Source organism: Streptomyces sp. NPDC018031 (assembly GCF_044327625.1).
Classification (GTDB): Bacteria; Actinomycetota; Actinomycetes; order Streptomycetales; family Streptomycetaceae; genus Streptomyces.
In genome coordinates, this window is sequence record NZ_JBIRFT010000008.1 from 174,931 (window position 1) to 187,794 (window position 12,864).

Sequence of the window (12,864 nt, forward strand, 5' to 3'; positions counted from 1 at the left end):
GGTGCCCGTGGCGAGCATGGCGGAGGCCCTGCGGCTGGTGGATCTGCTGGAGCAGGAGCTGATCCGGCGGCGGCCGGAGATGGACCGGAACACCAACTACTACCGGGGCCGACAGCCGTTGAGGTTCGCGTCCGAGCAGTTCCGGAAGTACCACGGCGAGCGCTACCGGGACTTCGCCGACAACTGGGTGCAGCCGGTGGCGGACTCCCCGGTGGAGCGGCTGACCGTGGTGGGTGTCCAGCCCACCGGGGCGATCGAGGCCGATGCGGAGTCCTGGCGGGTGTGGCAGACCAATGCGCTGGACGCCGACTCGCAGCTGGGGTTCCTCGGCGCGGTGAACTCCGCCCGCGCGTTCGTGCTGGTGTGGGGCGACCCGGACGACGAGGACACCCCGATCGTCACCTTCGAGGACGCGCGGCAGTGCATCATCGCCTACGAGCCGGGGTCCCGGCGCCGGCGGCGGGCCGCGCTGAAGCGCTGGGAGGACGGGAACGCCGAGTTCGCCACCCTGTACCTGCCCGATCAGGTGTGGAAGTTCGCCCGGCCGGTGCTGTCCCAGCAGACCCTGTCTCCGCAGATGCAGGCGGTGGACGAGGAGCTGCGCCGCTGGCGGCCGCGGGAGCTGGAGGATGAGCCGAATCCGCAGCCCAACCCGATGGGCGTGGTGCCGATGGTGGAGCTGCCCAACAGGCCGTTGCTGTCCGACGATCCGATCAGCGACATCTCCGGCGTGGTGGCGATGCAGGACGCGATCAACCTCCTGTGGGCCCAATGCTTCACCGCGAGCGACTACGCGTCCTTCCCTCAGCGGATCGTGCTCGGCGCCGAGCGGCCGATGATGCCGATCCTGGACGAGACCGGGCAGGTGGTCGGCGAGCGGCCCCTGGACATGGAGAAGTTCGCGGTGGACCGCATCGTGTGGATCACCGGGGATGACGCGAAGATCGCCGAGTGGACCGCCGCCAACTTGGAGGCGTACACGGCCGTGATCGAGGTCGCGGTGGGGCACATCGCCGCCCAGACCCGCACCCCGCAGCACTACCTGATCGGGCGCATGGCCAACCTGTCCGGTGACGCGCTGATCGCCGCCGAGACGGGCCTGGTCAAGCGCGTCCAGGAGAAACAGCTGTGGTACGGGCAGGCGATCCGGGAGATGTTCGCGCTGATCGCCCTGGCCCAGGGCGACACCGACAAGGCCCGGGCGGTCCGGTCCGGCACGGTGCTGTGGGCGGACGCCGAGTCCCGGTCCCAGTCCCAGCTCGCCGACGCGCTGCTCAAGCTGCATCAGCTGGGATTCCCGTTCGAGTACCTGGCCGCCCGGTGGGGGCTGACGCCCAGCGAGATTGCCGACGTGGTGGCGATGATCGAGCGGCAGGGGGTTGATCCGGTGGCCGAGCTGACCCGGGTGATGGCCCAGGGCCCGGGGCCGGCCGAGCCGGTACCGGGCACGCTGTGAGCCCGTCGCCGGGGGCGGTGGAGTACCAGGAGCGGCAGGCCGCGCTGGCGGCGGCCACCGCGCGGGCGGTCCGGCCCTTGTGGGAGCAGGTGGACGCCGAGGACATGCGCGGGTCCTGGGCGGCGGCCATGCCGCGGGTGGTCGCGCTGGTGACCGCCGGGCAGCTCGGCGCCGCCCGCGAGGCGGACCCCTACCTACGGCAGCTGCTGCCGGACGCCGGGGCCGAGGGCCGGGTGGTGCCGGGTGCCCTGGCCGGGGTGGCTGGGGACGGCCGGGACCTGCCGGGGCTGCTGGCGTACCCGCTGTGGCACGCGCTCGCCCGGATCGCCCGCGGCCTGTCCCTGGCCGTCACGATCGCCTCGGGTGCCGCGCTGCTGGAGCTGCTGGCCCGCACGCTGGTCGCCGACGCCGGCCGCGCGGCGACCCTGGTGGGGATGATCGCCCGCCCGGCCGTCACGAGCTACGTGCGGGTGGTGGAACTGCCCGCGTGCGCCCGGTGCATCATCCTCGCCGGACGCGAGTACGGCATCAGCGAAGGGTTCGCCCGGCACCCGCGGTGCGACTGCACCATGGAGCCGGTCACCGCCGCCCACCGGCCGACCCCGGTGGACGCGATGGACGTCTACCGCAGCATGTCCGCCGCCCAGCAGCGCGAGGCGTTCGGCGCCGCGGCGGTCCGGGCGATCGGGGACGGCGCGGACATCGCCCAGGTGGTCAACGCCCGCCGCGGCATGACCACCGCCACCCGGTACGGGCGCCGCGTGCAGGCCACCACCGAGGGCACCACCCGCCGCGGTATCGCCGGCCGCCGCCTGGGCCGCCTGGAACGGGCGGACGGGCAGCGGTACCGCGCCTCGCGTACCGCCCGGCTGATGCCGGAGGAGATCTACCGCCTGGCCGACGGCGACCGCGCGCACGCGCTGCGGCTGCTGCGGCGCCACGGCTACGTCGTCTGACCGCGCGCAACGCTCGGTCCCCTACCACCCGCAACGGGAGGCCCCCATGACCATGCCCACCCCCGAGACCGCGGCAGAGCCGGACGACCAGGCCGAGGATCTGCAGCCCGGCGCCGAGGAGACCGACCCGGCCGAGGTGCAGCCGGACGACGCGGACCCGGACGGCGCCGACCAGCTCGGCGACGCCGGCACCCGCGCGTTGCGGTCCATGAAGGACAAGTGGCGGACCGAGCGCGACCGCCGCAAGGACCTGGAGCGGCAACTGGCCGAGCGGGCCGACCCTGCCGACGGTGACGAGCCGGACGCCGATGCCATCCGCCGCCAGGCCGTGCAGGAAGCCACCGCCGCGGCGAACGCCCGGATCGTCCGCGCCGAGATCAAGGCGGCGGCCGCCGGGAAGCTCGCCGACCCGGCCGACGCGCTGCGCTACCTCGACCCGGGCCAGTTCGACGTCGGCGACGACGGCGAGGTGGACGCCGAGGAGGTGGCCGAGGCGATCGCGGACCTGCTCAAGTCCAAGCCCTACTTGGCCGCGCAAGGCGGCCGCCCGCGGTTCCACGGGACCGCGGACTCCGGCGCCCGCAAGGGGACTGGCCGGCCCTCCCAGCTCACCGAGGACGACCTGAAGCGTCTGTCCGCGGCGGGCCGCCACGCCGAGATCGTCCAGGCCCGCAACGAGGGGCGCCTGGACGACGTGCTCGGCCTCAACCGGTAACCCTGAACGGAGAACCCCATGGCCATCAGCGCCTTCAAGCCGGAGATCTGGAACGCCGACCTTCTGGTCACCCTGGAGAAGTCCCTGGTCTACGCCGCCCCTGGCGTGGTCAACCGCGACTACGAGGGCGACATCAGCCAGTACGGCGACACCGTGCACATCACCAGCCTCGCCGACCCGACGGTGGGCACCTACACCCCGCACACCGACATCACCATCGAGGACGTCGACGACTCCGACACCGCGCTGCTGATCGACCAGGCGAAGTACTTCGCGTTCGAGGTCGACGACGTGGAGAAGCGGCAGGCCCGCAACGGCGGGGCGGTGCTCACCGAACAGGCCCGTAAGGCCGCGTACAAGCTGCGGGACGTCGCCGACCAGTACGTGGCCGGCCTGATGGCCGCCGGGGTCGACGCGGGCAACCTGGTGGCCGAGCAGACCCTGGCATCGCCGTCCGATGCCTACGATCTGCTGGTCGACCTCGGCGTCATCCTCGACAACGACAACGTCCCCTTCGAGAACCGGTGGGCGGTCGTGACCCCCGCCTTCCACGGCCTGCTGCTGAAGGACTCCCGGTTCGTGGCCGCCGGAGACGCGGCCGGCGCCGCGACCCGCGCCAACGGCATGGTCGGCGAGGCGGCCGGGTTCACCATCCGCAAGTCCAACAACTCCCCCAACGGCCCGGGCGCCGGGGCGGGCAAGCTCGTCATCGCCGGGTACTCCGGCGCGGTGACCTACGCCGAGCAGATCAACAAGACCGAGGCGACCCGCAAGGAGAAGGGGTTCGCCGACATCGTCAAGGGCCTGCACCTGTACGGCGCCAAGGTCATCCGCCCCACCGGCCTCGCGGCCGCCGACGTCATCATCTGATGCGGGCCGGTGACACGCTCCGCTTCCGCGGCCCCGCGGGGGCGGAGTTCGTCGTGACGGTCGGGGCCGCGTTCGATGAGCGGACCATCAAGGCCCGCGTCGACTCCGGCGAGTGGACGCCCCTGGACGCCGACCCGGCGCCCGCCGGCGGCACCAGCGAGGACGGCCCGGTGTCCCGGCCGCCGCAGAACGCGCAGAAGGCGGAGTGGGTGGAGTGGGCCGTAACCGGCCTGGGCCTGGACCGCGGCGAGGCCGAGGCGATGACCAAGGCACAGCTGATCGAGGCGTCCCCGGCGGACGGCGACCAGTAAGGGGGTGCGGGCATGGCGCTGGACCCCCTGGCCACCGTGGCCGACCTCACCGAGCGCGGCCTGACGATCGAGCCGTCCGAGACCGCGATCGTCGGCGTCTTCCTCGAGGTGGCCTCCGCCGCGGTGCGGGACGCGGCCGGCTGCCCGATCAGCCAGACCACCTCCACCATCACTCTGCCGGGCGAGGCGGAACAGCGTCTACGGCTGCCCGGGCAGCCGGTCACCGCCGTCACCGCGGCGGCCATCGACGGCGAAGCGGTGACCGACTACCGGCTCGTGGGCGGCGTGCTGTGGCGGGCGGCCGGCTGGTCCCCCGGGTGCGGGCCGGCCGAGGTCACCGTCACCCAGACCCATGGCCTGCCGGTCGTCCCGGCGGACATCGTGGATCTGGTGTGCCGGATCACCGCGGCCGCGCTGGTCGCCTACCGGTCCGAGGACGGCGGCACCGGCCTGGCCGCGGCCGACGTCCGCGCCGAGCGGATCGGGGACTACTCGGTCACCTACGGGGACGACGGGCGGATCACGGAGATGGAGCTGCCCGACTACCTGCGGGCCCGTCTCCGTGCCCGGTTCGGCGGCGGGACTGCGGTGGTGAGGTCCCGGTGACCCGGATCGGGCGCCTGCTCAACGCCTCGGTGGAGGTGTGGCGGGCGGAGCTCACCGACGACGGCGGCGGCGGGCAGGCCGAGACGTGGTCCCTGGTCTCCGCCCAGCGGGCCCGTCTGTCCCAGCCCTCCGCGCGGGAGCGGACCGCCGCCGACCAGGCCGGGGCACGGCTGACGCACGTGGTGTACCTGCCCGCGGCCGCGGACGTGCGCCGTGAGGACGAGCTGCGCCTGGGCGACGGCCGGGTGCTCGACGTCCTGGCCGTGTTCGAGCCGTCGGAGCCCGGCACCTACCTGCGGGCGGACTGCCATGCCCGCCAACCCACCCACCAGTGAGAAAGGGGGCGCCGTATGGGCGCGCTCAGTGCTCAGTCCGTTGCCGTCTCCGGCACCCAACCCACCTATGCCGCCGCCGGCGCGAGCGGGGACACCGCCCCGGTCGGCGACCGCCTGGTGCTCCACGTCGTCAACGGCTCGGCCTCCACGGTCACCGTCACCGTGGCCACCCCGGGCACCGTCGGCGGCCTGGCCATCGCCGACGCCGCCCAGGCCGTCCCCGCCGGCGGCGGCGCGTTCATCCCGCTGTCCACGGTCTACCGGGACCCGGTGACCGGGCGGGCCGCCGTCACCTACAGCGCGGCCACCGACGTGGACGTGGCGGTGCTGCACCTGCCCTGAGAGGAGGGCCCGATGGCCAGAGCACGCCTGGAAGGGCTGGGCCGCGCGCTGCGCGCCGTCGAGCGCGTGCCGGAGGCGATGCGCGAGGCCCGCGCCGAGACCCTGCACGAGTGGGCCGAGGACACCCGCACCACGGCCGAGGACCTGGTGCCCGAGCGCACCGGGGCCCTGAACAACGCCCTCGACCACGAGGTGGACGAGGAGTACGGGCGGGCCGAGGTCGGGGTGTGGCGCCAGGAGCAGCTGGAGTACGCGCTGTACGTCGAGAAGGGCACGTCCAGCATGCGTGACCAGCCGTATCTGGTGCCCGCGTTCGAGGCCAACCGGCGGCAGGTGCCGCGGACCTACCGGGCCGCGTTCTGGCGGCATGTGAGGACCGAGTGAGTACCGCCCTGTGGCCGCTGCAGCGCGCGGTGCACCAGCGGCTGACCGCCGACCCGGCGCTGATGTCGATGGTGTCCGGCGTCTACGACGAAGTGCCGGAGACCGCCGCCCACCCCTACGTCACCTTCGGCTCCACCACAGAGGTGGTGGACGACGCGCACAACCAGCGGGGGCTGACCACGACGCTGGTCCTGCACATCTGGTCCCGCTACCGGGGCTGGCGTGAGGCGGCCGACATCCTCGCCGCCTTGGACGCGCTGCTGGACCGGCAGCCGCTGGCCGTCACCGGGTGGACGGATGTGTCGCTCGCCCACCAGCAGCACCAGCAGCTTCGCGACCCGGACCCCGAGATCAGGCACATCAACGTCAGCTACCGCGTGTGGCTGACCAAGGAGTAAGGAGACGATCATGGCTGGTCTCGACGCGTTCGGCACCCAGCTGCAGCGATCCGACATGGCCGGCAGCCCGACGTTCACCGCCATCGCGAACGTCACGAGCATCACGCCGCCCGCGCTGGCGCGGGAAACGCTGGACATGACCACGCACGGGTCCCCCGACCAGTACCGCGAGTACATCGGCGGGATCAAGGACGGCGGCGAAGTCAGCATCGACATCAACTACGACCCCAGGTTGCACGATCCGCTGGTCGCCGACCTGGACGACGACGAGCCGCGCGACTACCGGGTCGTGTGGCCCGGGACGCTCGGATCGTGGGAGTTCTCGGCGGTCATGACCGGCTTCGAGCCGGACGCCCCGCACGACGACAAGCTGTCCGCGTCCGTGACCTTCCAGGTGTCCGGGAAGCCCGTCCTCACCCCGGGGTCCTGATGCACCGCCCGCGGCACATCGAGGTCATCCGAGAGGGCACGGCGGTCCGCGTCCTGGTCGACGGCCAGGAACTGCCGGCCATCGTGGACCACGACGCCGTCACCGTCCCCGTCGCCCCCGACGACTGGCCCACCGTGCAGCTGACGCTGTACGCCGACCGGATCACCGTCACCAACACCCCGTTCACCGCCACGGAGGCCGCGCGATGACCACCTACCTGTCCGCCGAGCAGATCCTGGATGCCCAGGACCTCGGTATCGAGGACGTCGACGTGCCCGAGTGGGGCGGCACCGTCCGGGTGCGCGGCATGTCCGGCACCGAGCGGGACCGCTTCGAGGCCGGTTTCCTCGGCAACGACATGAAGCGGCTGCCGAAGGACAAGGCGATGGAGCACTACCGGGCGCGTCTGGCCGCGGCCTGCCTGGTGGACGAGAAGGGCGGCCGGCTGTTCCGGTCCGCTGGTGAGGTGAAGCGGCTGTCTGAGAAGTCGGCGGACGCGCTGCAGCGGGTGGTGGATGTGGCCATGCGCCTGTCCGGGATGAGCGAGGCGGACCAGGAGGAGCTGACGGGAAACTGATCGCCCGGCCGGCGCGCGAGTTCTACTTCCGCCTGGCCGGGCATCTGGGCATGACCGTGGCTGAGCTGCTGTCCCGGATCTCTTCCCGCGAGCTGACCGAGTGGGCCGCCTACGAGCAGCTGACCGGCCCCCTCGGCGGGCGCCGCGGCGACATCCAGGCCGCGATCATCGCGGCCACCGTGGCCAACTCTCAGCGGTCCCGCGGCCGGCGGGCCGAGCCCGCGGACTTCCTGCCCCGCTGGGGCCGCCCCCGGGTGATGACGCCCGAGGCCATGTGGGCCGCCGCCGTCCAGGCCACCACCGCCCTGGGCGGCACCATCACCGCCACACCTGAATAGCGCACGCGTCCCGAGAGAGGGGGTGAGCCCGGTGGCCACCCTCGCCTCGATGACCGTCCGCCTGGGCATCGACACCGACCGGCTGCAGGCCGGCGCCGAGCGGGCCCGCCGCATCCTCACCGCCGTCGGGAAGTCCGTGGCCGGGCTCGGCGTCGGGGTCCCGGCCGTCGCTGCGGTCACGGCCGGCGTCGGAGCGCTGGCGGCCGGGTTCGCCACCGCCGCGGCGGGCGCGTCCGCGTTCAAACTGGCCGCTCAGCCACAGCTGCAGCAGGTGGCCGAGGTCGCCGAGCTGGCCGCCGACGCGGAGAAAGCTGCGGCCGAGGGTGCCGAGGACGCGGCGGAAAAACAGCAGGAGTACAACGAAGCGCTCAAGAGGTTGCCGCCGGCCACGCAGGCCACGGCGCGCGAGTTCATCGGGCTCAAGAGCGACTTCAAGGCGTGGAGCGATTCCCTCTCGGGCACCACGATGCCCGTCTTCACCAAGGGCCTGCAGATCCTCCGGGACCTGCTGCCCTCCCTGTCGCCCCTGGTGAAGGCCGCCGCCCGCGCCATCTCCGGCTTCCTGGACGAGATCCAGGAGCGGGTGGACCGCGGCTCGGTCACCGATTGGGCCGAGCGGATGGCGGAGAAGACCGAGAAGAACCTGGGCAGCTTCATCAGGATCGTCCGGAACATCGTCGTCGGGTTCGGGGGCTTGGTCGAAGCGTTCGCCGGTCACTCCACCGACATGACCGGCGGCCTGGAGGAGATGACGGAACGCTTCGCCAACTGGGGCCAGGGCCTGGAAGGCAGCGACGGGTTCGCGGACTTCCTCGAGATGTCGGGCGAGGGTGCCGACACGATGAAGTCCCTCGCACTCGCCGCGGGCCAGCTGTTCCTCGCCGTCTCCCCGCTGCTGGGCGCCACGGCCGCGCTGGCGGTTTTCCTGGCCGACATCATCAACGCCGTGCCCCCGGATGTGCTGGCCGCCCTCGCGATCACCTGGGCCTCGGTCGCCCTGGCCGTCAAGGCATACGGGTTGTACACGATCATCGCCGCGGCTGCGACCCGCGGGTGGGCCCTCGCCCAGCTGCTGCTCAACGGCGCGTTGGCCATCTCCCCCGTGGGGCTGATCATCGCCCTGATCGTGGGCCTGGCCGCCGTCATCGTCATCGCCTGGCAGAAAAGCGAGACGTTCCGGGAGATCGTCCGGCAGGTGTGGGAGGCGGTCACCGGCTTCATCCAGACCGCGGTCGACGCCATCAAGACCGCCGTCAACTGGTTCCGGGAGCTGCCGGGGAAGGTCGGCGGCTGGTTCGGCCGAGCGAAGGACGCCGCGATCCGGGCGTTCCAGCAGTTGGTCAGCTGGATGTCCGGTCTGCCCGGTCGCGCGGTCGGGGCCCTGGCCAGCTGGGGCGGGAAGATGTGGACTTCCGCCACCACCGCCGGCGGCCGCCTCGTTGCCGGGATCAAGGAGAAGCTGAAGGCCGCCGTTGACTGGGTCCGGGGCCTGCCGCAGCGCGCGAAGACGGCCCTGGGCGACCTGAGCAAGAAGCTGTGGAACTCCGGCGTCGCGCTGATCCAGGGCTTCATCGACGGGATCGTCTCCAAAGCACAGGATCTGTACAACAAGGTCGCCGGGGTGGTCGGCAAGGTCCGCGACCTGTGGCCGTTCAGCCCGGCCAAGGACGGCCCGTTCTCCGGGAAGGGCTGGGTGCTCTACTCCGGCCGGTCCATCGGCGAGGCCATGGCGGCCGGCCTGGAGCAGCGGCAGCACCTGGTCCAGCGGGCCGCCCAGGACATGATGTCCACCGCTCACGACGCACTCGCCATGCCGGGGATGCCCGGTACCCCGAGGGGGGTGTGGCGCGCCCGGGCCGAGCCGCAGCGCATCCAGCTCGACGTCACCGGCGGCTCGGATGACCTGGTGCGGGTGATCCGCCGGTGGCTGCAGACCAACGGCTACGGCTCCAACGTTCAGGCCGGGTTCGGCGGATAGGAGACGACGTCATGGTGTTCCCCGACTCCCGGTATGAGCTGTACATCGGCGGCGCGTGGGTGGACGTCACCGCCGACGTGCGGATTTCGGCCCCGACCGCGATCCGGCGGGGCCGGTCCGACGGCGGGGCCCGGGTGGACCCTGCCAGCTGCACCCTGACCCTGAACAACCGGCACGGTCGCTACTCCCCGCGCAACCCGATGTCGCCCTACTACGGGGCCATCGGCCGGAACACCCCGCTGCGGGTGTCGGTGCGCGCCGGGTCCACCCACCTGGACATCCCCGCGGCCGGGGCCCGGGCCACCACCCCGGACGTCCCCGCCCTGGACATCACCGGGGACATCGACGTGCGGGTGGACCTGCAGCTGACCAACTGGGAGGACTTCGCCCTGGTCGAGCTGGCCGCGAAGCAGGACCTGGCCACCAACCAGCGCAGCTGGCGGCTCATGAAGTTGGCGGACGACAAGATCGAATTCACGTGGACCGTGGACGGCACGAACGCCACCCTCGTCAACGTCGCCTCCACGGTCGCGCCCGCCCTGCCCGCGTCCGGTCGGATCGCGGTCCGCGCCACCCTGGACGTCGACAACGGCGCCGCCGGCAAGACCGTGCGCTTCTACACCGCCCCGACCATTGCCGGGCCCTGGACCCAGCTGGGCGCCGCCGTCACCACGGCCGGGACCACGTCCATTTTCAGCGGCGCCGCGCCGCTGGACGTCGGCGACGTCGCCGGTCTCGGCCTGACGCCGCCGGTGGGCCGCTACTACGCGCTGCAGGTCCGCAACGGCATCGACGGCACGCTGGTGGCCGATGCCGACTTCACCACCCAGACCGATGGCGCGACCGGGTTCACGGACGGTGCCGGCCGGGTGTGGTCGGTGGTGGCCCCTGCGGAGATCACCAACCGGCGGATTCGGTTCGTCGGCGAGGTGAGCAGCTGGCCGGCGCGGTGGGACCTGTCCGGCGCGGATGCCTGGGTGCCCATCCAGGCCGCGGGCATCCTGCGGCGCCTCGGCCAGGGAGCCAAGCCACTCCAGTCGACGCTGCGGCGCAGGATCCCCGCTTTCTCGCCGCTGGCCTACTGGCCGATGGAGGAGCAGGACGGGGCGACCCGGGCCTACTCCCCGATACCGGGGGTTCCGCCGCTCACCGCGTCCGGCCTGACCTGGGCCCAGGCCGACACCCTGCCCGCGTCCGAGGCCCTGCCCACGCTCGCCGCCGGCGTCGCCGGGCAACTGCCGCAGATCTACGGGCGGATCCCCGCCCCCACCGGGGCGATCACCGGGTGGATGGTGGAGTGGGTCTACCGCCAGGACACCCCGCACGCCACCCTCCGCACCTACCTGCGGATCACCAGCACCGGCACCGTCCGCCAGTGGTACATCCAGACCTGCTCGACTTTCTCCCAGATCATCGGCCTGGACGACGACGGCGTGGTCATCGTCAACCAGCCCATCGGCACCGGGCCGGACCTGTACGGGCAGTGGATCCGCGCCGAGTTCAAGGTGTCCCAGGTCGGGGCGAACACGGAGTGGACTGTGGTGTGGACCGACGTCGGCGGCGGCGGCGGAGCTTTCATCGGCTCGGTCGCGGGCAGCGTCGGCCGGCCCACCGCAGTCGCCTCGCCCCCGGACGGCTACTCCACCGACCTCAACGGCATGGCCTTGGGCCACGTCGCCGCGTTCTCGGGGACGTTCACCCAGGCGTATGACGGGGCGATCGACGCCTGGGCCGGGGAGACCGCCGGGGAGCGCATGACCCGCCTGTCCGGCGAGGAATCGGTGCCGCTGACCGTGCGCGGCACCGTCGCCGAGCAGGAGCAGGTCGGGCCGCAGCGGCCCGCGATCCTGCTGGACCTGCTGACCGACGCGGCCGAGGCCGACGGCGGGGTGCTGTACGAGCCGCGGGAGGCCGCCGAGCTGGCGTACCGGGACCGCGCGTCCATGTACACCCAGGCCCCCGCCCTGGCCCTGGACTACACCGCCCCCGGGATCACCGACCTGGAACCGACCGACGACGACCAGGCGGTGCGCAACGACATCACCGTGGTCCGCGTCTCCGGGTCCGGCGCCCGCGCGGTCCTCGAGGACGGGCCGCTGTCCGTCCAGGCCCCGCCGGACGGCGTCGGCGTCTACGACGAGCAGGTCACCCTCAACCTGCACACCGACGAGCAGGCCCCCGATCAGGCCGGGTGGCGCCTCCACCTGGGCACCTGGGACGAGGCCCGGTACCCGACCGTCGGAGTGGAGCTGACCGCCGCCCAGGACCTGGTGGACGACGCCGCGGCGGTCGACATCGGCGACCGGATCACCGTGGACCACCTGCCCGCGTTCCTGCCTCCCGGGGGCGCGGACCTGCTGGTGCACGGCTACGCCGAGACGATCACCGCCAACCGCTGGCACATCGCCTACACCTGCACCCCCGCCGGCCCCTGGACCCACCTCGGTGAGGTTGCGACCGTGGAGGACTTCGAGGACACCACCTACGAGGTCACGATCACCGACGGCGGCACCCTGCCCTGGACCCGCACCAGCGCCGTAGCGCACACCGGGGCCTGGTCCCTGCGGTCCGGGGCCATCACCAACAACGAGACGTCCGACGCGGTACTGACGCTCCCGGACGGCGCCCAGGTCCTGATGTTCTGGTATCGGGTGTCATCCGAGGCGTCCGGCGCCGGGTTCGAGGGCGACCGGCTGCTGGTCCTGGTCGACGGGGTGCAGGTCCTGCGGGCGCAGGGCACCGGCGGCGGCTGGACCCTGGCCCGGCTTGAGGTGGACGGCGCCAGCACGGTCACCTTCCGGTACGTCAAGGACAACAGCGCTTCCGCGGGCGAGGACGCGGCGTACATCGACAACCTGACCATCGACCGCGGCGTCCCCCACCGGGTGGACACCGATGGCAGCGAGCTGGCGGCCGGGGTGGACGCCGACGACACCACCCTGACCGTGGCCACCACCGCCGGGGCGGCGCCGTGGACCACCGACCCGGCCGAGATGCCCATCGACGTCCAGGTGGGCGGCGAGGTCATGCGCGTGACCGCCATCTCCGGCACCACCAGCCCGCAGACGTTCACCGTGGCCCGGGCCATCAACGGCATCAGCAAGGCGCACGCTTCCGGGACTGATCTGCGGCTGGCCACCCCCGCCTACTCGGCACTGTGAGAGGACA

Annotated in this window: 16 protein-coding genes; all 16 read left to right on the forward strand. The window is 72.5% G+C overall.

Features of this window, described 5'->3' with window-relative positions:
• Positions 1-16: 16 nt before the first annotated feature.
• From ACH4B3_RS20320 to ACH4B3_RS20395, 16 genes are read left to right on the forward strand one after another with little or no spacing between them, the layout of a single operon-like run.
• Positions 17-1,456: a phage portal protein gene (locus tag ACH4B3_RS20320; RefSeq protein ID WP_398464654.1), complete on the forward strand. Its 1,440-nt coding sequence runs from the start codon at positions 17-19 to the stop codon at positions 1,454-1,456.
• Positions 1,453-2,412, forward strand: coding sequence for a hypothetical protein (locus tag ACH4B3_RS20325; protein ID WP_398464471.1), 960 nt, complete (start codon positions 1,453-1,455; stop codon positions 2,410-2,412). Before ACH4B3_RS20320 ends, ACH4B3_RS20325 begins: the two co-directional genes overlap by 4 nt.
• A 46-nt stretch (positions 2,413-2,458) precedes the next feature.
• Positions 2,459-3,127: a hypothetical protein gene (locus ACH4B3_RS20330; protein ID WP_398464473.1), complete on the forward strand. Its 669-nt coding sequence runs from the start codon at positions 2,459-2,461 to the stop codon at positions 3,125-3,127.
• 18 nt (positions 3,128-3,145) lie between these two features.
• Positions 3,146-3,997 (forward strand): N4-gp56 family major capsid protein, encoded by an 852-nt coding sequence (locus tag ACH4B3_RS20335; protein WP_398464475.1) that lies wholly within the window; start codon positions 3,146-3,148, stop codon positions 3,995-3,997.
• Complete coding sequence (locus ACH4B3_RS20340; RefSeq protein ID WP_398464477.1) at positions 3,997-4,308, forward strand: hypothetical protein; 312 nt, start codon at positions 3,997-3,999, stop codon at positions 4,306-4,308. The genes ACH4B3_RS20335 and ACH4B3_RS20340 overlap by 1 nt, the downstream gene beginning before the upstream one ends.
• 12 nt (positions 4,309-4,320) lie before the next feature.
• The gene (locus ACH4B3_RS20345) at positions 4,321-4,914 is read left to right on the forward strand and encodes a hypothetical protein (RefSeq protein ID WP_398464479.1); all 594 of its coding nucleotides are present in this window, start codon (positions 4,321-4,323) and stop codon (positions 4,912-4,914) included.
• The gene (locus ACH4B3_RS20350) at positions 4,911-5,249 is read left to right on the forward strand and encodes a head-tail adaptor protein (protein WP_398464480.1); all 339 of its coding nucleotides are present in this window, start codon (positions 4,911-4,913) and stop codon (positions 5,247-5,249) included. The genes ACH4B3_RS20345 and ACH4B3_RS20350 overlap by 4 nt, the downstream gene beginning before the upstream one ends.
• Before the next feature lie 15 nt (positions 5,250-5,264).
• Positions 5,265-5,591 carry a hypothetical protein gene (locus ACH4B3_RS20355; RefSeq protein WP_398464482.1) on the forward strand — a complete coding sequence of 109 codons (327 nt, stop codon included), beginning with the start codon at positions 5,265-5,267 and terminating at the stop codon, positions 5,589-5,591.
• A gap of 12 nt (positions 5,592-5,603) precedes the next feature.
• Entirely contained in the window at positions 5,604-5,975 is a 372-nt protein-coding gene (locus tag ACH4B3_RS20360; protein WP_398464484.1) for an HK97-gp10 family putative phage morphogenesis protein, read from the forward strand.
• Positions 5,972-6,373: a DUF3168 domain-containing protein gene (locus tag ACH4B3_RS20365; RefSeq protein WP_398464485.1), complete on the forward strand. Its 402-nt coding sequence runs from the start codon at positions 5,972-5,974 to the stop codon at positions 6,371-6,373. Before ACH4B3_RS20360 ends, ACH4B3_RS20365 begins: the two co-directional genes overlap by 4 nt.
• 10 nt (positions 6,374-6,383) lie before the next feature.
• On the forward strand, positions 6,384-6,803 hold the full coding sequence (locus ACH4B3_RS20370) for a phage tail tube protein (protein WP_398464487.1): 420 nt from the start codon (positions 6,384-6,386) through the stop codon (positions 6,801-6,803).
• Positions 6,803-7,012, forward strand: coding sequence for a hypothetical protein (locus ACH4B3_RS20375; RefSeq protein WP_398464489.1), 210 nt, complete (start codon positions 6,803-6,805; stop codon positions 7,010-7,012). The genes ACH4B3_RS20370 and ACH4B3_RS20375 overlap by 1 nt, the downstream gene beginning before the upstream one ends.
• A complete protein-coding gene (locus tag ACH4B3_RS20380; RefSeq protein WP_398464491.1) occupies positions 7,009-7,380 on the forward strand; it encodes a hypothetical protein in 372 nt (123 codons plus the stop codon). The genes ACH4B3_RS20375 and ACH4B3_RS20380 overlap by 4 nt, the downstream gene beginning before the upstream one ends.
• Before the next feature lie 50 nt (positions 7,381-7,430).
• Positions 7,431-7,718 carry a hypothetical protein gene (locus ACH4B3_RS20385; protein WP_398464493.1) on the forward strand — a complete coding sequence of 96 codons (288 nt, stop codon included), beginning with the start codon at positions 7,431-7,433 and terminating at the stop codon, positions 7,716-7,718.
• A 49-nt stretch (positions 7,719-7,767) separates the two neighbouring features.
• A complete protein-coding gene (locus ACH4B3_RS20390) occupies positions 7,768-9,696 on the forward strand; it encodes a hypothetical protein (RefSeq protein WP_398464494.1) in 1,929 nt (642 codons plus the stop codon).
• An 11-nt stretch (positions 9,697-9,707) separates the two neighbouring features.
• Complete coding sequence (locus ACH4B3_RS20395; protein ID WP_398464496.1) at positions 9,708-12,857, forward strand: hypothetical protein; 3,150 nt, start codon at positions 9,708-9,710, stop codon at positions 12,855-12,857.
• Positions 12,858-12,864: the final 7 nt, after the last annotated feature.